This window comes from Haloferax mediterranei ATCC 33500, from assembly GCF_000306765.2.
GTDB lineage: Archaea > Halobacteriota > Halobacteria > Halobacteriales > Haloferacaceae > Haloferax > Haloferax mediterranei.
This window is the reverse complement of record NC_017941.2, coordinates 2,063,731-2,083,924: the sequence shown is the minus strand read 5'-3', so window position 1 is coordinate 2,083,924 and position 20,194 is coordinate 2,063,731. Positions and strand designations below refer to the sequence as shown.

The following is a 20,194-nucleotide window of genomic DNA, read 5'->3' as shown; positions in this document are numbered from 1 at the left end:
CGGAATCAAGCGTGTTTCCGCGATAGCTATCCAGCCGATGCGCCCCCCGCGAGACAGTCCTTTGTTCCCTCGAGCCGTCGCTAGAGACGAGGGGAACCCGATATGGACGACGACCGAACCGAACAGGCGCGGCGGAGGCTCGTCGCATCGCTCCGCGAGCAGGGCGAACTCTACACGACGAGGGTTGCGAAGGCGATGGAGACCGTCCCGCGGCACGAGTTCGTTCCCGATCCGGTACGCGACCGCGCCTACGCGGACGAACCGCTCGGCATCGGCCACGACCAGGTCGTGACCGCGCCGCACCTCGTTGCACGGATGACCGAACTGCTCGAACCGCGACCGGGACAGCGCGTCCTCGAAATCGGGACGGGAAGCGGCTACCACGCCGCCGTTCTCGCGGAGATTGTCGGCCCCGAGAACGTCTTCACTGTCGAACGAGTTCCCGAACTCGCAGATGCTGCACGGGACGCTCTCGCTCGGACTGACTACGGTGACGTGACGGTGGTCGTCACAGACGGGTCTGGCGGGTTACCCGAACACGCCCCCTTCGATAGAATCAACGTGGCGTCGGTCGCACCGGAAATTCCCGACCCGCTTTTCGACCAACTCGCTGACGACGGGCGGATGGTCATTCCACTCGGCCCCCGCGGCGGGTCACAAGAGTTGGTATTAGTAACGAAACAGGATGGGAGAATCGAACGGACGACTTACGGCGGCGTTCGGTTCGTCCCGCTCATCGGAGAACACGGGTTCCCCGACGACGAGTGAGATACGTTGTGCCACACGATAGGGGTGTCCGGTTTTTCAGAGAATATCACAACTTTCTCCCGAGACAATTGTTTCCTATTTAACTAGGTCTTTGGTGGTTGTGTTCATATACCATTATGAGGCCTCAGGCGATGGCGTTGCATGCACGGCACTAACGTCACGCACCCCACTGGTACTTCCACCACCACCCACTACTTTTCGCCGGTCGTTCATCCTCACTCCGTGGACGGGGGCGCGATAGCTTCCGTTTGCACTCGTAACTGAGATCAGCGTAAAACGCCCATCAGGAAACTCTCTCCCTGTCGGAGAAAGCGCTACCGCTCTCGGAGCGTCGTGTTTCTAAGAAAGTGGGTTCGGAAAAATCGAGGCCGAGCGGCCTCAGATAACAGCTATTCCGAGCCGAACATGTTGCGCATCATCGGATGCATCTCCATGAGCTGTTCCTCCGCGATCTCCTCGTACAGCTTGTACGTAATGGAGACCGTGAGCAGCAGCCCCGTCCCGGAGACGGCACCGATGGTACCCAGCATGTTGGCCATGACGGCCAAGAGACCGACGAGTGCGCCACCGATGATAGTCACTTGCGGGATGTACCGCTCCATGACCTTCTCGATGACCTGTGGGTTACGTCGGAACCCGGGAATCTGCATCCCGGAGTTCTGAATCTGTCGCGCGGTCGACTCGGGACCCATTCCCGTCGTCTCGACCCAGAACACTGCGAACACCGCACCACCGATGATCATGAATCCGAGGTCGATGAGCACGCGAATCGCAATGTCGAGGGGGTCGGCCGACGTGAGTCCGAGGAACCACATCCAGTCGGAGCGCGACTGGATGGGCGCAACGTAGTAGAACAGGCCACCTGTGACCTGTCCACCCGTGTACTGTCCGAGCCACGCGGGCATCGCCGCCCACTGGTTGTTGAGGATGCGCCCGAGGAACTGAATGTTCGCCTGCAGGGCGCGGACGAGGATCATCGGCAGGACGCTCGCGTAGATGAGTTTGACCGGGAAGCGACCGCGAGCACCCTTCACACGAGCGTGCGAGAGGGGGATCTCAACGCGGACGCTTTCGGCGTACACGACGATGCCGAAGATGAGCAGCGTCGTGATGAGCGCGAGCAGTTGACCCTGGCCGAGGAAGATTGTCGAAAGCAGGTCGTCCGGCGCGGCCGGCAGGTCGACGGCACCGGTAGCGATGCCGAACCACGTCGGGAAGAAGCCCGACGCGCCGCCGAGTCCCTGCCAGCTGAACAGCCCACCGACGAGCTGCTGGCTGACACCGGCGATGATGAACAGCCCAACACCGGAGCCGACGCCCCACTTGCTGACAATCTCGTCCATGAACAGGATGAGGACACCACCGACGGCGATTTGCGCGAAGATGAGACCCTTCACGCCGATTGTACCGATGCCGAGCGAAGTTGCTACGGCTGGGTCAGCCGGCAGGAAGTTGCCAGCGAACACCATCGGCAGACCCGTCAGGACAATCATAACCCCGACGAGTAGCTTCTGTAGGCCCTGATAGAGGACCTGATCGCGCGGGTTGTTGTCCGTGTCGAGCCCGAGCAGGTCAGCACCGCCAAGCAGTTGTAGGACGATGCTCGCCGTGACGATTGGACCGATACCCAGTTGGAGCACCGAGCCCTGCTGGCCAGCCAGGATGGACCGGAACTGACCGAAGAGGTCGTTCGCGGTCGCGGTGTCGAGGCCGAACAGCGTCACGTTCGTCAGGAAGAAGTACAGGACGAGGATACCACCAGTCCACCCGAGTTTCCGGCGGAACGGTACGTGTCCCTCCGGACGGGCGACTGCGGGCATCCGCGCCAGCACTGGTTCGGCGGCGTCCTTCCATCCCATAATTTATTCCTCGTCGTCCTCGTCGGCGTCGGCTTCAGCTTCTTCTGCTTCGGCCTCGGCCGCTTCTTCTGCACGTTCGGAGAGGTCGGCACTGCCGCCAGCCTCTTCGATGAGTTCGACGGCACCAGCAGTGAAGGCGTCGGCAACGACGTTCAGTTCGTTGCGAACCTGTCCGCCACCGATAACCTTCACGACATCCACGTCCCAGCCGTCCTCGGCTACGTCGCGGGCGTCGATGGTGTATGCGTCACCGTCTTTCTCGGCGACTCCGTCGGCCGCGAGGAGCGCTGCGTCCTCGTCGAGCTTCTGGATCTTGACTTCGGCGACTGTGTCCTGCAGGGAGTCCGGTCGCTTGAAGCCGTGCTTGCCGCGCGGCTCGTAGTGGTGGTACTCGTGCTTGTCGCGTCCGGCACGGCCACGGCCACCACGGTGGCCGGCACCACGCCGGTTCTTGTGGGTACCGCCACTGTGCGTACGGGAGCCACGTTGTCGTCGCTTCTTGGACGTCATCGCATTGCCTCCAGAAGTTCGTCGATCTGTTCGGTGTCGTGCTTACCGAGTTGGCCGCCTTCCTTGGTGACGTGCTTCTGTCCGCGGTGACCGCCACGCGGCGGGTGCAGACGGAGCACGGGGGAGACGCCCTGCTCGCGCAGCGTCGTCTCCTCGTCGACGAGTGCCTGCGCGAGCGCAGCCACGTCGTCGTAGTCGGTGTTCTCGGAAACCCACTCATCGGAGATGTCGCCGTCGCCCGATTCGGGCTCGGCACGCGTGCGGACGAGGGTCTCGACGACGTCGACACTCGGCGTGCCGTGTGCAACGAAGTCGTTGACCTTCGTGATCATGCCACGGTAGGCGTCGTTCTCCGGCACGAACGTCGCGTGGTTCACGCGGTGGATGTTGAGCATCGACAGCGTGTCGCGAACGTCCTGTGAGATGTTGACTTCACCGCGAAGTTGGACGATAGCCTGCATTATTCACGCACCTCCCGTCGAATCTCGCGAGCGCGTCGCGGAGTACGGGACTGCGACGCGTTCTTGAGCGCGTTGTAGGTCGCTTTTGCGAGGTTGACCGTCGTCCGCGTGTTCCCGTCGCTCTTGGTCCAAGCGTCTTGGATACCGGCGAGTTCGAGGATGTTGCGGACGGTCTCTGCGGCCGCAAGGCCGAGACCCTGCGGGGCCGGGATGATACGGACCGTCACGGAGCCGGCCTTCCCCTCTGCCTTACGCGAGAGGGAGTTGAGGCCGCCTGCGCGGTCTTCCCACGAACCCGAGCCGCGGTCTACCTTGATAATGTTCAGTTTCGCCACCTCGATGGCTTTCTGGATGGCACCGCCGACCTGATCGTCGCGGGCCTCAGCGTAGCCGAGGTAGCCGTCACGATTCCCGACTGCAACGACACACCGGAACTTCACCCGGCGGCCGGAGTCGGTCATACGCTGAACCATGTTGATGTCGAGCACTTCGTCGTCCATCCCCGGAAGGAGCTGGTCGACGATCTGGGGCTCCTTGAGCGGAAGCCCGGTCTCGAGCGCCTGGTCCATCGACGTGACGTCGCCGTTCTGCACCATGCGGCCGAGCCGCGTTCGCGGCTCCCAGCCGTTGTTATCTCTGCTCATTCGTCCTCCTGAAGGTTCCCGAGCACTTCATCGAAGTGTTCGGGGAGGTTCGTGGCATCGAAGTCTCCACTGTAGAGCGGCTCGTCGAGCTGCTCTGCGTACTCAGCGATGTGGACACCGCGGTTGCGGTCCCAGTCAGCGAGTACTGCGTCGTTGTGGGGGATTTCGAGGCCAGCGTCGATAGCACCCTCCTGCACCGCGAAGACCTTGTTTCCGGGCGTGGCCGTGTTGAGGCCGATGTCGAGGACCGCTTCCTCGACGCCGGCGGCCAGCGCTCGGATACCTGCCAGGTACCCCGTGAGGTACGCGCTCGGGAGGTTGCCCGTGGGGGCTTCCCAGCCGTACTCATCGAGGTCGGCAGAGGTCGCTGCAGCGTGGGTCTCGTCGCCCTGCGGGCCCGGAGTGACCAGCTGCGCCCTGACGTGCTTGTTGCTCACGCGAGCAACAAGGCGGGGCTTGCCCGATTTCAGCAGGCGCAACCTTTGATGGTAGTCCGTCCGGACTTCGCGGCGACGCCGCATCGGAACCTTGTATCGTGGTCCGGTCGCCATTATTGAATCTCCACCTGGTAGTTGTTCTGGATGTATGCTTCAAGCCGGTCCACGCTGTCGAATTCGCCACCGGACGCCTTGTTGTAGAGCGTGCGGTACTGGGTACGGTCGAGCGTACCGTCCTCGCGAAGCTCCTTCAGGCGACGGCGCTGGGCGCGGATTCGGCTGACCCATGCGTCTTTCTTGTTCTGTCGAGCGCCGGAACGGCCCTTGCGGGAGCCGGCACCCTTGCGGTGACCGTAGGAACGCTTGGCGGCGCGCTCGCGTGCGCGACCTTTGGAGTTGCCCTTGGCGTTCTTGGCGCGAATCGTTCCCTCGTCGACGAGTTCACGAATGTCTTCGCGCGTGATGGCCTCCGCGATGTCGGACTGTGCCTCGGGGTCGAACCAAACTCGACCCTTGCCAACGTCAAGAACGTCGGCAGCCATTCGCTTCTGCGCTTTTAGGTCCGTCATCAGTTATCCACCTCGACTTCGACGTAGGTGGGGTTGAGAACGCGAATTTCGCGGTCCTCACACACTTCCTCGATGCGCTCGCGCTTGCGCGCGCCGACCGAGGAAGCAATGCGAACTGCCTGTGTGTCGCCGTCGACGCCCTCGAGGTCGTCCGTGTTGAACACGCGGACTTCCTCGAAGCCGGACGGGTGCAGGTCACGGGCGGCCTTCGGCGTGCGGTAACCCGCTTCGACCTTCGGGCCCTTACCCTTGACACCACGACGCTGCTTGGACAGACCACCACGGGGGCGACGCCACGACGTGGGCGTGCGCTTCTTCTTGTGGTAGTCCTGCCGATTGAACTGCGGCTTGCCCTCGCGGCGCTTCTGCGCCAGGGCCTCCGCCGTTTCGTCGTCGAGCTGGGGCTTCTTGTCCGCGTGACCGCGGGGGCGAAGCTCCGTCTCGACGTCTTCGGCTGGCTCTTCTACTTCGGCTTCGGACTCGTCTTCGACTTCGGCCTCAGCCTCTTCCGAGACTTCAAGGCCACCGACGTCGGCTTTGATACGCGCGGCAAGCGCGTTACCGATGCCGTCGACCTCGGCCAGTTCGGACTGGCTCGCGGCCTGTACGTCGTCGACGCTCTCGAAGCCGGCTTCGCGGAGTGCGTCGGCCTTCGACGGGCCGACACCGCTGATGTCTTCGAGTTCGGTGATTTCTTCCGACATTAGGCATCACCAGTCTTCGGTTTCTGGGTGATGTACACGCCGTCTGTGAACACGCGAGTGTCCTTGTCCTTGACGCGAGTGAGTTGTTCGATGTCGGCGGCGGTCTGCCCGACGTCTTCCTTGTCAGGACCCGTCAGGGTGACCTCTTCGCCGTCTACCTGTACGTCCGTGTCTCCGCGAATTGCTGCTCGTCGCGGGGACTTCTCGCCGAGGAAGTTCTTGATGACGACGTCGTCACCTTCGACACTCACTTGCATCGGGAAGTGAGCGTAGTGAACTTCCATCTGGTACTCCCACCCCTCGGTGGCGCCGTGAAGCATGTTGTTCACGTGGCTCTCGAAGGTACCGATCGTCGCGTTGGTCTTCGCGTTCTCGACGTCGCTTTCGATAGCGATTGCGCCGTCTTCTGCGGAGACCGAGACGTTCGGGTACCAGAGGCGCTTGGTGACGCTACCGTTAGGGCCCTCGATGGTGAGTTCGAGGTTGCTGACCTCGGCGGATACCTCGTCCGGGATTTCGATTTCTATTCGGCTCATTGTTCTAGTAGACGTAGGCGATGATCTGGCCACCGATGCCCTGTTCGCGGGCCTCGTAGTGGCTCATGACGCCGTGGCTCGTCGTGACGATGAGCGCACCGTAGTCACGGGCGGGGAGGAAACGCTTCTCCCATTTCTCGAAGTCGTCAGCGCCAGCGGAATACCGCGGCTTGACGGCGCCACAATCGTTGATTGCGCCTTTCAGTTCAACCTCGAACAGACCGGCCTTGCCGTCGTCGACGAACTCGAAGCCGTCGATGTACCCGCGGTCGTAGAAGACCTCGAGGACGGAGCCAATCATGTTGGAGGCGGGCTGGATCTCGTGGGACAGGTGTCCGACGCTCTCGGCGTTGTCCACACCGGAAAGCGCGCTACTGAGTGGGTCGTTGTCAGCCATTCTTATCGGTACTTCTTGAATCCCATCTCGCGGGCAATCTCTCGGAAGCACTGTCGGCACAGGTTGATGTCGTACTTACTGACAAGTCCCTGTTTCCGACCGCAGCGACGGCACTCGTTCTCCTGGCCGGTGCGGCGGGATGCGTGCTCGCCCGTCTGTTCTGTTTCGCTGTCGCTCATTCTTCAACCTCCACGTCGAACGTGGACTCGATGAACGCAACTGCGTCCTCAACGGTCATCCGGTGGGATGACGGAATCTGTCGGGAACGCTTGTCGCGCTTCTTCACACGGTAACCGGGGCGGACGATGTTGACCGTCACGTCCAGTCCGTAGATACCGATCTGCGGGTCGTACTCCTGACTCGGGAACTCGGTGTGTTCTTCGACACCAAAGCCGAAGTTACCGGTCTCGTCGAACGACGAGGCGGAGAGGTCCGTAATAGGGAGTGCGGTTTCGAGGAACTCGACGGCGCTCTCGCCGCGGAGCGTGACCTTCGCGCCGACAGGTTCGCCCTGACGGACACCGAAGTCCTGCGAGGCACGGCCGGAGATCGTACGAACGCTCTCCTGACCGGTAATCTCCTCGAGGATGTCTTCGGATTTCGCGAGTTCACGGCCACCTTCGCCGACGCCCATGTGGACGACGACCTTCTCGATGCGCGGGTCGCGCATCTCGTGGAATTCGGCCTCGCTCATTCATCATCACCCGTGAAGTTCTCGTCGATGACGACGACGTACTGTTCGACGGTTTCGAACTCGCCCTCGTCGGTTTCGACGACGACGGAGTTGTTCCCGCTGCCGGGCGTGACGATAATCTCGGTGACTTCGCCAATTTCGCCCGCGTGACTGCCGGCGACGGCGGTCACGAGTGCGCCTTCCTCGTAGGGGAAGTGTGCGACGATTTCCTTCGTCTCGTTGTCGACGACGATGGAGTCCTTACCGCTGTACTCCGAGGCGTCTTCGACGACGAGCGTGGCACCGTCGTGCAGCGTCAGCTGGAAGTTGCCGCCGGTGACCTGCGTCTTACGCACGATCTTTCCGAGGCGGCTGGATGCCGCATCAGCGTCGACGGGGGTCAGGGCCAGACGGCCACCCTCGTCGGGGAAGATGCGGTAGTACTCCTCACGCTGGACGAACGCCAGGATGTCGAACATCCCGATGGGACGGCGAACGTCGGAAGCCGGGTCGCCGTTGACCAGAATGCTCTGGTGGTTGAGGGCGTACTTGGCTTCCTTCTTCGAGTCCACGTAGCCGAGCACGTCGCGCAGGACGATGAGGAGGGGAACCCCCTCTTCGCCGTGCGGACCGGCGCCGGCTTTGACCGTGAACGTGCCTGTCTTGCGCTCGACCGGCCAGGACTTCGGTACGGACAGTCGCTTCTGGTGTCGAGTCATTCGTTATCCTCCTTGAGTCGGGCCTCGCGCACGTCGTCTTCGAGGTCCAGTTCCGTCACGCGGACGTTACTGGCCTGAAGGGGGCGTGGGACCTCTTCGCCGTCGGCTTTGGCAACGGTGACGTCCTCAACGAAGATGACGGCGTCAGTGAGGTCAACCTCGGTGACTTCGCCTTCTTCGCCGGCGAAATCGCCGCGGAGAACCTCTACCGTGTCGCCCGCGTTGACGCGGACGTTACGGCTGCCGTACTCCTCACGGAGGTCGGCCGACAGCGGTGCGCGGACCTGCTTTTGCCGCTCGTGGAGCGGCGCGTCGCGAGTCTGAGTTCGCTGTTTGCGCGGTTGTCGAGTCATACTATACAATCATCGTAGCCGTCGATGCGATACTCCCGAAGCGCTCGGCAACTTCGCGTGCGATGGGGCCCTTAATCTCGGTCCCGCGAGGCTCTTCCATCTCGTCGATGATGACGGCGGCGTTGTCCTCAAACTTCACACGCGTCCCGTCGGGCCGGCGGATCGATTTCCGCTGGCGGACGATGACGGCTTCGAGCACCTGGCGGCGCATCTCGGGGGTACCTTTGGTGACCGAGACGGTCACCTTGTCCCCGATGCCTGCCTTGGGGTGGCGGTTCTTCGTACCGGAGTAACCCGCGACGCTGATAATCTTAAGTTCACGAGCGCCGGTGTTGTCGGCGCACGTGACCAGCGAGCCGCGAGCGACGCCTTTGGTGATGTCTGCTTTGAGCGCTTCCATCACTCGTCACCTCCGATAATCTCAACAACGACGTGAGATTTCGTCTTCGAGAGGGGGCGGGTCTCCGCAATCGTTACTTCGTCACCGACAGCGACGTCGTCGAGCACGCCCGGCACGTGTGCCGGGATGCGGGAACGTCGCTTCATGTAGCGGTCGTACTTCGGAACGAATACGTCGTACTCCCGCTCGACGATGACGGTCTTTGCCATGTCCGTCGAGACGACTGTCCCTTCCAGGGTCTGACCCCGGACAGAGAGCGAGCCGTAGAACGGACACTTCTCATAGTCGTATGCCTCCGGGTCGTCGGGTTCCGGGGGCTGTGGAACGTCAAGTCCTATCGCCATTTCGAGTCACCTGTAGTTTCGGTGCGCAGGGCGGGTCGTGAGAGCAGTTGTGTACCATCCACCGTAACGTAAGCCACGCCCTCGCAATTCCCGGACTGGGAAGCAGCCGAGTGTGACTCGGCGTGCCGATCAGACTGACTGGCATCAAATCCGCCAGTAGTATCCGACCGAAGTTTGGACGTGGTCCCCGACGCCTTCGCAGCGTCGGCGGCTTCATCTGTACACGGAATCTCAAATTCGAAGGTCGCCCCTCGCTTTGGCACCTGCCGCACCCGAGAGCCATCGTCGACCATGAGCGTCTGCATCGTCTCAACGACGATACGACCGGCTATCCCGACCAAATCGGGGTTTGCCGCGTCGACGACCTCTACGTGGAGGCCGTTAAGCTCGTGTCGCGTGAGGGTCTCGGGTGTGAGTGGCATTTTATTCTTCGTCGAGGTCGCCTTCTTCGCCCTGAATCGTCTTGATTCGAGCGATGGTCTTCTTCAGTTCAGAGACGCGGCCGGGGTTTTCCGGCGCGCCACCCGCGGCCTGAACGGCCTTCGCGTTGAGCAGTTCGGTTTCGAGCTCTTCGAGCTCGGCAACGCGCTCTGCGGGCGTCATGTCGCGAATCTCTTCGGTGTAGAGGATCGCCATTTATTCTTCCTCCGTTTCTTCGTCGTCTTCCATCTCGGCGACGAGGTCGGCCGCCTCTTCGGCGACATCTTCGTCGAGTTCGTCGTCTTCGTCGACGACTTCCTCTTCGACTGCTTCCTCGTCAGCGTCTTCTTCGACGACTTCCTCTTCGACCGCTTCAACGGCTTCTTCCTCGACGATGTCCTCATCGAGTTCCTCCGTCTCTGCGTCAGTGTCCTCGGAGACTTCCGGAATCTCCTCCGGTTCCTCTTCGAGGAGGTCTTCGACGCTTTCGGTCTCTTCGATCTGTTCGACCGGTTCGGGTTCGGCGTCTTCTTCGACTTCGAAGTCGTCGGGAAGCTGCGCACCCGGCGGGATGATCTTGACCGTGACACCGATGGTGCCGAGCTTCATGACGGCGACACCCTGGCCTTCGTCAACGATCTCCTGTGCCGGCTCACCGTTGTGCTTGATGTAGCCGCGGTTGAACTTCTCCACGCGGGAGCGGGCACCAGTGACCTTACCGGAGAGGACGATTTCGGCACCGAGGGCGCCAGCGTCCATGATGCGGTCGATGGTCGTGTGGCCCGCCTTACGGAAGTACCAACCACGCTCAAGCGCGTTGGCGAGGCGGTCGGCGACGATCCGGGCGTTGAGGTCCGGTTCGTCGACTTCCTGCACGTCGATCTGCGGGTCGTCGAGGTTGAACCGCTCTTCGAGTTCGCGGGTCACCTTGCGGATGTTCTTTCCGCCCTTACCGATGACCATTCCGGGCTTTTCGGCCTTGAGCACGATTTGGGTGCCCATCGGCGTCTTGGCGACGTCCATGCCGCCGTAGCCGGCGCGACCGAGTTCTTCTGCGAAGAACTCGTCGATCTGGGACCGCTGCAGTCCGTTCTCGATGAATTGGTGTTCGTCAGCCATTATTCCTCGACCTCTTCGATGATGAGTTCGACGTCACAGATTGGGGTGTTCCACGGGTCTGCCCGGCCGAAGGCACGGGGCTTCCGACCTGGGCGCTCGCCGACCTTGTGGGCGGCGATGTGCTTAATCTCCATGGCTGGTCCGTCGAATCCCTGTTCGGTCGCGTTGTTGCGGACGTTCTCGAGGAGTTCGAGGAACGCCTTGGACGCTTTCTCAGGGTATCGTCCTGCGTCCCAGCCCTCGATGTCGCTTCGGTGACCGACACCAGAGTTGTGTTGCTTGAACGGAACCGACCGCTCGCCGTCGATGACGGCTTCGAGGTACTCCTCGGCGTCGGCGACGGGCATCCCCTTGATGGCGCGGGAGATAGCCTTGCTGTGCTTGAGGCTGATGGGCCGGTCCCGGAGCATACCCTTGGCCGTTGTGTCCGGGTCGGCCTCGACGCTGTAGTTGATTCCCATGGTTTACTTGAGCGGCACGAACTTCGAAGACCGGGTCGCGCCGATGCCGGCCTGGCCGTGCTCGACCGACGTTCGGGTCAGCTGGAACTCGCCAAGGTAGTGTCCGATCATCTCGGGCTGAACCTCGACGCGCTCGAACTCCTGACCGTTGTAAACGGCGAAGGTGAGACCGACGAATTCTGGGAGAACCGGCATGTCACGCAGGTGCGTGCGGATCGGCGTGTTTGCCGTCTCTTCTTCCGTCTTGTTCTCAGCCTTCGCGAGCAACTTCTCGTGTTCGGTCGACAGGCCACGGGTGATAGTTCGCCGCTGACGAGCGGGGAGCAGTTCCGCGACTTCGTCGAGCTCCATATCCTGCAGCTCTTCGAGCGTGTAGCCACGGTAGGTGAACTCACCTTCGCGGCCAGTACGGTATTGCGTGCTCATGATTAGTTACCTCCCTTCCCACCGCGACCGGTGCGCTTGGAGGCGATGTCGCCGACCTTCCGGCCCGGCGGGGCGTCCCGCGAGACGGACTTCGGCTGACCGGGGTGCTGCCGGCCACCGCCACCGAACGGGTGGTCGACGGCGTTCATAGCAACACCACGCACGCGCGGCCACTTGATACCGCGCGCTTTCATCTTGTGGTACTTCTTCCCTGCCTTGACGAACGGCTTCTCCGTGCGGCCGCCACCGGCGACGACGCCGATGGTGGCACGGCAGTTGGGGTTGAGGCGCTTGACCTCACCCGACGGCAGCTTCACGATTGCGACCTCGCGGTCGTGCGAGAGCAACTGCGCGCTGACGCCAGAGGCGCGGGCGAACTTCCCGCCGTCGCCGGGCTGATGCTCGACGTTACAGACGGGGACACCTTCAGGAATCTCGGCGAGCGGCAGCGTGTTGCCGGGCTTGATCTCGGCGGAGACGCCGATTTGAAGCTCTTCGCCGACGGAGATTCCTTCGGGCGCAAGAATCATGCGCTGTTCGTCCTCGAACTCGACGAGGGCGATGGGCGCACTGCGTGCTGGGTCGTGCTCGATGCCGACGACCGTACCCGTGATGGTGTCTTTCTCTTCGGACTTCTTGTGCGACAGTTCGGCCTTGTAGCGGTGCGACGGCGCCCGGAAGGTGGACGAACCGCGACCACGACGCTGGCCCTGAATTCGGCGTCCCATCGTTAGAACACCCCGATACGCGACGCGACTTCCTGCGCGTCGTCGTCTTCAGAGAGACGAACTGTTGCTTTCTTCTTACCTTTCATCGTGACCTGCGTGTTGACTTTCTCGACGGTCACGTCGTAACGCGACTCGACTTCGTCCTTAACGTCGGCCTTGGACGAGTCAACGTGGACGATGAACTGGAGCTTGTTCTGGAAGTCCATCTGGTTCATCGCTTTCTCGGTGACCAGCGGGTGCTCGATGATGCTCATCGTTCTGCGACCTCCTCGATTGCACTCTCGGTGAAGAGCGTGAGGCGACCGGCGTGCGTACCGGGCGCGAGGTCCTCGGCGGAGACGTTTGCCGCGGTGGCAACGTCGACACCGGCGAGGTTACGAGCAGCCTTCGAGGGCTCCTCTGCCGTCACGAAGAGAATGGATTTCGGACGGGTGTACTTGCGGCCACGGAGCTTCCCTTGGCCGCCCTTCACTTTCTTGTTGTCCTCGGAGCGCTCGATATCGTCGTAGACGCCGAGCGTCTGCAGGAGGTCGACGACCTCCTTGGTCTTGACGAGGTCCTCGAAGTCGTCGGAGACGACAAGCGGCAGTTCGAGGTCGTCGTCGAAGCGGTGTCCGCGCTCTGCGACGAGTTCGGAGTCCGTCGTTGCGGCGAGTGCCGAGCGGACGGCGAGTTTGCGCTCCTTCGTGTTGATCTCCTTCCCCTGGTCCTTCTCGGCCTTCGGCGGGTGAGCGCGACGGCCGGAGACGGCGTGCGGGACGCGTCGGGCAACGCCATTCTGGCGTGGGTCGTGGGACATACCACGGCCACTGCCCATGGACTCTGCCGGGGTTCGAAGTCCGGCGTAGGGGTCGGCACCGTACGGCTGTTTTCGGTTTGCCTGTGCGGCGATGACAGCGCGCTTGATGAGGTCCGGACGGTAAGCCGTCTCGAAGACCTCGGGCAGGTCGATGCTGCCCGCGTCGTCGCCGTTCAGGTCTCGGATAGTTGCCTGCATGGTTTAACCCTGGTTCGATGCGGTAGAGACGAAGCGCACCTCGGGGTCGAGGCGCGGTTGGTCGTTCGGCCGGATGGCCGGGCGGAACCGCAGAAGGCGCTTGTTGGGGCCCGGAAGCGAGCCCTTGATGAGCGCGTAGGAGCCGTCGACCTCACCGTAGTTGACGAAGCCACCTTCGACGGAGGCGTCGTCACCCTCACCGAGGTCGATGAGGCGCTTGTTGAGTTCGGTGCGCTGGTGGTAACCAGTCTGACCGAGCTGCGGAACCGTGGAACGGACACGCGACGGGTTCCAGGGGCCGAGGTTGCCAATACGGCGTCTCCAGCCCTGGCGGGCGTGCTTGCCCTTACGCTTCTGGACGCCCCATCGCTTGACGGGACCCTGCGTACCCTTACCCTTCGTGACACCGGCGGCGTCGAGATACTCGCCAGCACGGAACACGTCGGACATCTCGTGTTCGCCGCCCTCTTCGACGAGGTCGAGGGCGAAGTCGGCGCGCTCCACCATGGAGCCGCCACCGACGCGAGTCTCCATCACGTCGGGCTTCTTCTTAGGCACGTTCTTGAGTTCGGCGGGCACCGTGTGCGTGATGACGCGGAGGTCATCGACTTCGCCGGCCTCGACGGCCTCGCGAAGTGCGTCGGCGTCCGATTCGAACGTGTCTTCTGCCGGAAGATCGAGGACGCGGTCGAGTTCGTCGTGGAACTCGCTCGCCCAGACCTCGGTCTTCGGCTTCATACCGTACGGCGTCTGCTCGTAGGCGCGAAGGGCGACGGCGCGCATTGGCGGCGTCTCGACGACGGTCACGGGCACGGACTCCTCCATTCCCTCGCGGGGGGAGTCGGCCTCGTCGTTGACCATCATGACGTGGGTCATGCCGGCTTTGTAGCCAGCGAAGCCCTGCAGTGCAGGGGAGCCATCGTCGTCGGGCCACGACTTGATGCGTGGGACCTCCTTGACCGCTCGCTTGCGCGGGCTGAAGCCCATCGAGCCTTTTCGTGGTCTGCTTGGTTGTGGCATGGATTCACTCCGTGAGTGTCAGGGAGGCGAGTGATGCGAACATCGCTTCTTCAGTTCGCACCACTTCGCTCCCCTGTCGCGGAATCGTATTGAGCCAGAGGTCGAACCCCGGACCAACGGAAGGTTCGACGTCTGCAACATCCTCGGGAGACATCCCAAGCATGTCCGGAAGCCCACGGCCTGGTGAACCGAAGGCGACGGTCATACCGCCGGCATCGGTGATGCGGGCCGTCAGGTCACCCAGTCGGGGGACCGACAGCGACTCGCCATAGCGAGACGTGGCGATTCGCACGCCCGCATCTGGCCTGCCGAGTGCTTCCGTGAGGTCCATGCGGGATACGTCGAAGCCCGGAAGGGGCTCGTCGACGATCCTCGCACGGACCGGTTCTCGCGAAGAGATCCTGACAGCGACGCGCTCCCCCTTTGCAATATCCATCCCCGGAGGGATGAACAGGGAGATCGGGTGTTGCATTCCGCAATTGACCCGAACGCGGTCGTCAGGTCCGACCTCGGTCACGATTCCTTCTCGCAACGCGGGCGTCTCGTCAGAGTCGCCCGCGGTCGTAGACGATACCAGGACCGGTGGCAGAATCCCAGCGTAGCGAAGTTCGTCGCGCTTGCCCCAGACCTCCTTCCGGAGGTAGGGGGGCGTTGCGGCGTACCGAAGTACGGTTTCGACGAACTCGCCGCCCCACTTGTTCTCGCCGTCTTCGTCGGGGAAGACGACGAGTTCGTTCGCCCGGAAGACCGCCGCCGCGCGGGCGACGTAGCCGAGTTTGCGAGTTGCCTCGCGTTGATCTTCGGCTTCCCGGACGAGTGAGGTCGGCACGAGTACGCTAAGGTTCATGCCGGATTCATCCTCGTCTCGTCTAGACTGTGGCGTTTGTACCGGGTGACCACCTAAAAGAGTAGCGAATCCTATCTGGGGTGATAGAGGGTCCCACGCACCAGTTTGTAGGGGAATTAGCGAAAAACGCATGACAACGAATTACACGACCGACGACAGGTCGAAACAAACGAATCTTACGTGGTAGCAGGTGCCGCGCTGTCACCCGATTCCTCCCCCGTTTCGCAAGTCTTATTTATCAACCCGACACTATCGAGTAACGCAGCAGTACGCCACGATACGCACGGAATGCGCTGGTAGTGTAGTGGTATCACGTGACCTTGCCATGGTCACAACCTGGGTTCAAATCCCAGCCAGCGCACTTCCACCACATGCGTCGGTAGTGTAGTGGTATCACGTGACCTTGCCATGGTCACAACCTGGGTTCAAATCCCAGCCGACGCACTTTCTGAACGGAACCAAACGAGGAGTCGTTAGACTCCGAGTTTCTGTGGAGTGAAGAAATGCGGCCCACTGGGATTTGAACTAGCGAGCGAACGCCGTGAGCGAGTGAAGTTCAAATCCTGGCGAGACGTAGTCTCGCCGACGTACTACTCACTTCGTTCGCGGTACTTCCGTCGCACCCGCTCACTCACTTCGTTCGTTCACGGGGTCCTGACTCACACCTGCTATCGCTCACGGTGCCCGCCGCTCAACCCACGTCCACAAACACGGCCTAGTCGCGACGCACCGCCACTTCAACCCGTCCGGAATCACGGTCATCACCATCGTCGTCTCTATGTCGCCACCACCAGTACAGTCCATACAGTCCGACGACGAGCAAGACGAGCGCAACCCCATGCAGAGCGTAGCTGAGTGTTGTTCCAGTTGGAACGAGACCGTGTTGGACTTGGAAGAGCGCGTACGAAAGCCACGTGAAACTCACCGAGACGAGAAGCACGGTTCGATGGAAGGGTAACTTGCCGCGAGTGTACTGAATCACGACACCGCCGAGAATGAGTGCATACGCGAGGAGGAGCCAGCTATCGCCCAGTTCGGGAATCACGATTCAGTACCTCGGCGCACTACCACGGCGAATCCAGCCACGGCGACGACTAGTGCACCGAAGACGAGTGGCGAACTCGTGGCCAGTGACAGAAGGAGGTCGATCGGGTTGACACTCTGTCGGACACCAGTGTCGAGCGTCCCGTTCGAGAGGACGACTCCGACACTAACAGCCCCGGCGGCGGCACCGACCAGCCAGCTCGTTCTGGAGGATGCAGAGACCATACGTGCTCTCCGGACGCTCACCACTAATCAGTTGACATCTCAGTACACACGCGTGAGCGGAGAAGAACTAGTAAGCGTCCGAGATCAGTAGCCGAGCGTGTCGACCGTCTCGATTCGTTCGATACCGTCGAATTCACAGAGTGCAGAGACGTTCGCCTCGTCGAGCGCGACGACGACGCCGCCAAATTGTAGTTCCCGTTCGACCGACCCGCCGAGTGAGCGGACGTATTCGGACAATTTCGCTCGCGCGTCGTCATCAACGGGTTCGACCCGGAGTTCCACGGTTTCGGCTTCGAGTGGGTCGTCGCGCATGCGACGAACCGGATGAGAGAGGTACATACCCGCCGGTTGACGGCCGGAAAGAAAACGGTCGCGGTCGATGCCGCGGAGGTGCCGCATCGCACCGAGCTCAATCTTCGGTGCAGTAGAACAGCGCTTCACGCCCGGCACCACACCCCGGACACGCAGTCGGAAACGCGGTCAGCGGGCCGAGTTCGCCGCAGTCGTCGCACCGCCAGACGAGGTGCGCTTCACCGAAGTTTTTCTGACTCAACTGTCGGTGCTCTACGACGGTTGGCGGGCAAACTGCCCGAGACGCCGTCGTCGGACTGGTCTCGACAGTTTCCCACAGTGGACGGTCTGGTTCGAGCGGTCGCGTCGGCTGTGCAGGTGTTTTGATAGCCATACACAATTATACGGTCTCCGGCGGCATAACAGCCGTGTCAGTCCTCTTTACTGTCCGGCCACGACGACCATCTGAGTTCCAGCCGGACCGGCCCCTCTGGAAAGAATCTGTTGACGTCGGTGTCGACGACGAGTTTCTCGGGGGTCGGAATCACGACTGTCTCGTCACCGACGCGGACTTCTACGTCCTCATGCGGGTTGTCTGCGACGAGGTGGTCGAAGCGTTGGATTGCCGTGACGACGGTCCGCCGGGTCGCCCCGCCTTCCTGTGAGTCGAGTGGGACGCCACCGAAGAGTGGTCGGACGTTAACGTCGCGAGAGCGGTTCGAGAGAACGGCGTTCACTGCCGCGCCGAGGAGGATGACCAGACCGCTGAAATAGAGCCACGTCAGGAGGACGAGAATTCCGGCGACGACGCTCGATTCGGGGGACCGACTGCTGAACTGGACGTAGAGCCGAAACAGCGACTCGAAGGTCGTCAACCCGACGGCTGCGACGAGTGTCCCGGGAACGACTTCGATATACGTCACATCCTCGTCGGGGAAAATGTAGTACATCGGGTAGAACGTCACGAACAGCACGACGACGAGGAGGCTGCGGTAGACGACCCAGCCGAGTGCACCGTCCAGTTCGGGGAGGGAGGATTCGATGAGTGCCCCGGCGACGACAGCGAGTGCGACGGTGATGAGAACTACGACGCCGTCTGTGAGTTGGTCGGCGAACGTGTTCGCCGCCTCGGACTCGTAGATATCCGAGAAGGCGGTGTCGAGACCGCGGAAAATGCGGAGCGTCCCCCAGATGAGAACTAACACCCCGACGATGGAGAGACTCGCAAGTTGGGTCGACGCTTCGAGTTCGGCGACGATGACTTCCCCGGCACCGGGTGTCAGGACGGACTGGATAACGGCGATGACGCTCTGTCGGAGAGTTCCATTCCCAGTCGCGGAGACCGCTGAGAGAACGAGGAGAAAAAGGGGGAGAAGCGAGACAAAAGCTCCGTAAGCGATGCTTCCCGCCATGAACGTGAGTCGCTCGGTTCGTACCTCGTAGGCGATTGCTCGACCGAGCGTGAGCGCTCGTGTTGCGCGTGGATTCATAGAATCCGATACGTCGGCGGCGGGAAAAAGAACGCTGGGTCTGTTGAAATCTTTTGGCTGTTAGGTTCCAGCAGTCGTGCCGAATCGAAGGCGCATATCGCTCATTCCCTTTTACCCTCCAATCGCTACTTCAAGAAGCAGCGTACTAATTGTCACGGTAAGTGATAACATACATGAAATAGATACTCTAACATAGACATGTCCGAAGGCTTTGATTCACTCGACCCGGACCCCGAGGAGTTCCGTGAACTCGGATACAGAGCGGTCGACATGATGGCAGAGCATTTTGCAAATATTCGAGCGGTAGATACCTTCCCGGAGACCACACCACCGGAGGTAGCCGAGGAGTTCGACGACCCCCTGCCCCGGGACGGCGAGGACCCGGAAGCAGTGCTCGCCGAGTGGAACGAGCGTGTGTACCCCAACGCGACTCACCAGGGTTCTCCCCGGTGGTACGGATACGTGATGGGGTCGGGGACACCAATCGGAGCACTGGCCGACGCGCTCGCCGCGTCGGTCAACATGAACGCAGGTGCCTGGATGGGGGGGCCGTCCGCGACGGAGATCGAGCGCCAGTGCCTGCAGTGGCTCGCGGAGATGATCGGCTACCCGGCCGACTGCGGGGGCGTGCTCACCAGTGGCGGGACGATGGCCAACCACGCGGCCCTCTACACCGCACTGCAGTCCGCGACGGAGTTCGAGACGCGGGAGTCGGGGCTCCGCTCAATCGACCGTCCCGGCCGGTTCACGCTCTACGAATCCGCCCACGAGGGCCACTCTTCGGCCGAGCGCGTCGCCGAGATGATCGGCGTCGGCAGCGACGCCATCCGGTCGGTGCCGTGCGACGAGGACCTCCGAATGGACCCCGCCGCACTCGACGACATGTTGACTGCGGACGTAGAGAACGGCCGTATCCCGTTCTGTGTGATCGCCTACGTCGGTTCCATCAACGTCTCGACAGTCGACCCACTGGCGGAGATTGCGGACGTGTGTGCCGACCACGGCGTCTGGATGCACGCCGACGGGGCCTGCGGTGCAGTTGGTGCGATCCTGCCAGAGAAGGAGCACCTCTACGAGGGTATCGAGCGGGCCGACTCGGTCACGCTGGACCCGCACAAGTGGCTCTCGGTCCCGTACTCCTGTGGCTGCGTTCTCTTCCGTGACCCCGACGCACAGACACAGGCGTTCTCCATGCACGCCGAGTATCTCGACTTCACCGAAGAGGAAGCGTACCACGGGACGAACCTCGGCTTCCTCGGCCCGGAGATGTCGCGCCCGTTCCGCGCACTGAAGCTCTGGATGAGCCTCAAGCACCGGGGTGTCGAAGGGTACCGCCAGCTCCTACGACAGAACTGCCGATGTGCAGAACACCTTCACGACCGGGTCGTTGCAGCGGACGATTTCGAGGTACTCCAAGAGCCGAATCTGTTCATCTACTCGTTCCGCTATCTCCCGACCGACCTGCGCGACGCTGTTGCGGACGCGGACCAGCGCGAGGCTATCAACGATTATGTCGACTGGCTCAACCAGCGAATTACCGACGAACTCAGACTCACTGGAGAGGCGTTCGTTACGACGACCGAAATTCGAGACGACACTGCGATACGACTGTCCATCTGTAGCCACCGGACTACCCCGGCGGACATCGATACGACGTTCGAAGCCCTCCGGGAGCACGGCGAACACATCGATGCAGAGGGCCGAAAGAGAGTAGACAGTGAGTTTGCCGATAACTGACTAACAGAATGTCAT

Annotated in this window: 32 protein-coding genes and 2 tRNA genes; 4 read left to right on the top strand and 30 right to left on the bottom strand. The window is 61.9% G+C overall.

Features of this window, described 5'->3' with window-relative positions; genetic code table 11:
• The first annotated feature begins 102 nt into the window (after positions 1–102).
• Entirely contained in the window at positions 103–768 is a 666-nt protein-coding gene (locus HFX_RS10695; RefSeq protein ID WP_004060012.1) for a protein-L-isoaspartate(D-aspartate) O-methyltransferase, read from the top strand.
• A gap of 389 nt (positions 769–1,157) precedes the next feature.
• On the opposite strand, the gene secY is transcribed toward HFX_RS10695, so the two are convergent.
• From secY to HFX_RS10570, 25 genes are read right to left on the bottom strand one after another with little or no spacing between them, the layout of a single operon-like run.
• Positions 1,158–2,627, bottom strand: coding sequence for a preprotein translocase subunit SecY (secY, locus tag HFX_RS10690; RefSeq protein ID WP_004060013.1), 1,470 nt, complete (start codon positions 2,625–2,627; stop codon positions 1,158–1,160).
• Between the two features lie 3 nt (positions 2,628–2,630).
• Entirely contained in the window at positions 2,631–3,137 is a 507-nt protein-coding gene (locus tag HFX_RS10685; RefSeq protein ID WP_004060014.1) for an uL15m family ribosomal protein, read from the bottom strand.
• The gene (locus tag HFX_RS10680; protein ID WP_004060015.1) at positions 3,134–3,598 is read right to left on the bottom strand and encodes a 50S ribosomal protein L30; all 465 of its coding nucleotides are present in this window, start codon (positions 3,596–3,598) and stop codon (positions 3,134–3,136) included. The genes HFX_RS10685 and HFX_RS10680 overlap by 4 nt, the downstream gene beginning before the upstream one ends.
• Positions 3,598–4,242, bottom strand: coding sequence for a 30S ribosomal protein S5 (locus tag HFX_RS10675; protein WP_049917499.1), 645 nt, complete (start codon positions 4,240–4,242; stop codon positions 3,598–3,600). The genes HFX_RS10680 and HFX_RS10675 overlap by 1 nt, the downstream gene beginning before the upstream one ends.
• Positions 4,239–4,793 (bottom strand): 50S ribosomal protein L18, encoded by a 555-nt coding sequence (locus tag HFX_RS10670; RefSeq protein WP_004060017.1) that lies wholly within the window; start codon positions 4,791–4,793, stop codon positions 4,239–4,241. The genes HFX_RS10675 and HFX_RS10670 overlap by 4 nt, the downstream gene beginning before the upstream one ends.
• Entirely contained in the window at positions 4,793–5,248 is a 456-nt protein-coding gene (locus HFX_RS10665) for a 50S ribosomal protein L19e (protein ID WP_004060018.1), read from the bottom strand. Before HFX_RS10665 ends, HFX_RS10670 begins: the two co-directional genes overlap by 1 nt.
• Entirely contained in the window at positions 5,248–5,952 is a 705-nt protein-coding gene (locus HFX_RS10660) for a 50S ribosomal protein L32e (protein WP_004060019.1), read from the bottom strand. The genes HFX_RS10665 and HFX_RS10660 overlap by 1 nt, the downstream gene beginning before the upstream one ends.
• The gene (locus tag HFX_RS10655) at positions 5,952–6,488 is read right to left on the bottom strand and encodes a 50S ribosomal protein L6 (protein ID WP_004060020.1); all 537 of its coding nucleotides are present in this window, start codon (positions 6,486–6,488) and stop codon (positions 5,952–5,954) included. The genes HFX_RS10660 and HFX_RS10655 overlap by 1 nt, the downstream gene beginning before the upstream one ends.
• A 4-nt stretch (positions 6,489–6,492) precedes the next feature.
• Positions 6,493–6,885, bottom strand: coding sequence for a 30S ribosomal protein S8 (locus tag HFX_RS10650; RefSeq protein WP_004060021.1), 393 nt, complete (start codon positions 6,883–6,885; stop codon positions 6,493–6,495).
• A 2-nt stretch (positions 6,886–6,887) separates the two neighbouring features.
• Positions 6,888–7,064 carry a 30S ribosomal protein S14 gene (locus HFX_RS10645; RefSeq protein ID WP_004042587.1) on the bottom strand — a complete coding sequence of 59 codons (177 nt, stop codon included), beginning with the start codon at positions 7,062–7,064 and terminating at the stop codon, positions 6,888–6,890.
• A complete protein-coding gene (locus tag HFX_RS10640; RefSeq protein WP_004060022.1) occupies positions 7,061–7,579 on the bottom strand; it encodes a 50S ribosomal protein L5 in 519 nt (172 codons plus the stop codon). Before HFX_RS10640 ends, HFX_RS10645 begins: the two co-directional genes overlap by 4 nt.
• Positions 7,576–8,277: a 30S ribosomal protein S4e gene (locus HFX_RS10635; protein ID WP_004060023.1), complete on the bottom strand. Its 702-nt coding sequence runs from the start codon at positions 8,275–8,277 to the stop codon at positions 7,576–7,578. The genes HFX_RS10640 and HFX_RS10635 overlap by 4 nt, the downstream gene beginning before the upstream one ends.
• Entirely contained in the window at positions 8,274–8,630 is a 357-nt protein-coding gene (rplX, locus tag HFX_RS10630) for a 50S ribosomal protein L24 (protein WP_004060024.1), read from the bottom strand. The genes HFX_RS10635 and rplX overlap by 4 nt, the downstream gene beginning before the upstream one ends.
• 1 nt (position 8,631) lies before the next feature.
• On the bottom strand, positions 8,632–9,030 hold the full coding sequence (locus HFX_RS10625) for a 50S ribosomal protein L14 (RefSeq protein WP_004060025.1): 399 nt from the start codon (positions 9,028–9,030) through the stop codon (positions 8,632–8,634).
• Positions 9,030–9,374 carry a 30S ribosomal protein S17 gene (locus HFX_RS10620; protein ID WP_004060026.1) on the bottom strand — a complete coding sequence of 115 codons (345 nt, stop codon included), beginning with the start codon at positions 9,372–9,374 and terminating at the stop codon, positions 9,030–9,032. The genes HFX_RS10625 and HFX_RS10620 overlap by 1 nt, the downstream gene beginning before the upstream one ends.
• Positions 9,365–9,796: a ribonuclease P protein component 1 gene (locus HFX_RS10615; protein WP_004060027.1), complete on the bottom strand. Its 432-nt coding sequence runs from the start codon at positions 9,794–9,796 to the stop codon at positions 9,365–9,367. Before HFX_RS10615 ends, HFX_RS10620 begins: the two co-directional genes overlap by 10 nt.
• 1 nt (position 9,797) lies before the next feature.
• Positions 9,798–10,010 (bottom strand): 50S ribosomal protein L29, encoded by a 213-nt coding sequence (gene rpmC, locus HFX_RS10610; RefSeq protein WP_004060028.1) that lies wholly within the window; start codon positions 10,008–10,010, stop codon positions 9,798–9,800.
• A complete protein-coding gene (locus HFX_RS10605; RefSeq protein ID WP_004060030.1) occupies positions 10,011–10,913 on the bottom strand; it encodes a 30S ribosomal protein S3 in 903 nt (300 codons plus the stop codon). It lies immediately after the preceding gene.
• Complete coding sequence (locus HFX_RS10600; protein WP_004060032.1) at positions 10,913–11,374, bottom strand: 50S ribosomal protein L22; 462 nt, start codon at positions 11,372–11,374, stop codon at positions 10,913–10,915. Before HFX_RS10600 ends, HFX_RS10605 begins: the two co-directional genes overlap by 1 nt.
• 3 nt (positions 11,375–11,377) lie before the next feature.
• Positions 11,378–11,800 (bottom strand): 30S ribosomal protein S19, encoded by a 423-nt coding sequence (locus tag HFX_RS10595; protein ID WP_004060042.1) that lies wholly within the window; start codon positions 11,798–11,800, stop codon positions 11,378–11,380.
• Between the two features lie 2 nt (positions 11,801–11,802).
• On the bottom strand, positions 11,803–12,528 hold the full coding sequence (locus tag HFX_RS10590; RefSeq protein WP_004060044.1) for a 50S ribosomal protein L2: 726 nt from the start codon (positions 12,526–12,528) through the stop codon (positions 11,803–11,805).
• Between the two features lie 2 nt (positions 12,529–12,530).
• Complete coding sequence (locus HFX_RS10585; RefSeq protein ID WP_004060046.1) at positions 12,531–12,782, bottom strand: 50S ribosomal protein L23; 252 nt, start codon at positions 12,780–12,782, stop codon at positions 12,531–12,533.
• Positions 12,779–13,525 carry a 50S ribosomal protein L4 gene (rpl4p, locus tag HFX_RS10580; RefSeq protein ID WP_004060048.1) on the bottom strand — a complete coding sequence of 249 codons (747 nt, stop codon included), beginning with the start codon at positions 13,523–13,525 and terminating at the stop codon, positions 12,779–12,781. Before rpl4p ends, HFX_RS10585 begins: the two co-directional genes overlap by 4 nt.
• Positions 13,526–13,528: 3 nt before the next feature.
• Positions 13,529–14,545: a 50S ribosomal protein L3 gene (locus HFX_RS10575; protein ID WP_004060050.1), complete on the bottom strand. Its 1,017-nt coding sequence runs from the start codon at positions 14,543–14,545 to the stop codon at positions 13,529–13,531.
• Positions 14,546–14,549: 4 nt separating this feature from the next.
• Positions 14,550–15,392: a putative RNA uridine N3 methyltransferase gene (locus HFX_RS10570; protein WP_004060052.1), complete on the bottom strand. Its 843-nt coding sequence runs from the start codon at positions 15,390–15,392 to the stop codon at positions 14,550–14,552.
• A 290-nt stretch (positions 15,393–15,682) separates the two neighbouring features.
• Here HFX_RS10570 and HFX_RS10565 point away from each other — a divergent pair.
• Positions 15,683–15,753, top strand: a tRNA-Gly gene (locus HFX_RS10565).
• Between the two features lie 12 nt (positions 15,754–15,765).
• Positions 15,766–15,836 (top strand) — tRNA-Gly (locus HFX_RS10560).
• A 271-nt stretch (positions 15,837–16,107) separates the two neighbouring features.
• Here the strand turns inward: HFX_RS10560 and HFX_RS10555 are convergent.
• From HFX_RS10555 to HFX_RS10535, 5 genes are all read right to left on the bottom strand, one after another.
• Positions 16,108–16,437 carry a hypothetical protein gene (locus HFX_RS10555; protein WP_004060053.1) on the bottom strand — a complete coding sequence of 110 codons (330 nt, stop codon included), beginning with the start codon at positions 16,435–16,437 and terminating at the stop codon, positions 16,108–16,110.
• Positions 16,434–16,661, bottom strand: coding sequence for a hypothetical protein (locus HFX_RS10550; RefSeq protein ID WP_004060054.1), 228 nt, complete (start codon positions 16,659–16,661; stop codon positions 16,434–16,436). The genes HFX_RS10555 and HFX_RS10550 overlap by 4 nt, the downstream gene beginning before the upstream one ends.
• 84 nt (positions 16,662–16,745) lie before the next feature.
• Positions 16,746–17,000 (bottom strand): hypothetical protein, encoded by a 255-nt coding sequence (locus HFX_RS10545; RefSeq protein ID WP_049917501.1) that lies wholly within the window; start codon positions 16,998–17,000, stop codon positions 16,746–16,748.
• A gap of 70 nt (positions 17,001–17,070) precedes the next feature.
• Positions 17,071–17,346 carry a DUF7130 family rubredoxin-like protein gene (locus HFX_RS10540; RefSeq protein ID WP_004060056.1) on the bottom strand — a complete coding sequence of 92 codons (276 nt, stop codon included), beginning with the start codon at positions 17,344–17,346 and terminating at the stop codon, positions 17,071–17,073.
• Between the two features lie 37 nt (positions 17,347–17,383).
• Positions 17,384–18,442: a YihY/virulence factor BrkB family protein gene (locus HFX_RS10535; RefSeq protein WP_004060057.1), complete on the bottom strand. Its 1,059-nt coding sequence runs from the start codon at positions 18,440–18,442 to the stop codon at positions 17,384–17,386.
• Between the two features lie 198 nt (positions 18,443–18,640).
• Between HFX_RS10535 and HFX_RS10530 the strand changes: the two genes are divergently transcribed.
• Positions 18,641–20,179, top strand: a complete 1,539-nt coding sequence (locus HFX_RS10530; protein ID WP_004060058.1) for a pyridoxal phosphate-dependent decarboxylase family protein — start codon at positions 18,641–18,643, stop codon at positions 20,177–20,179.
• The last annotated feature ends 15 nt before the right edge of the window (positions 20,180–20,194 follow it).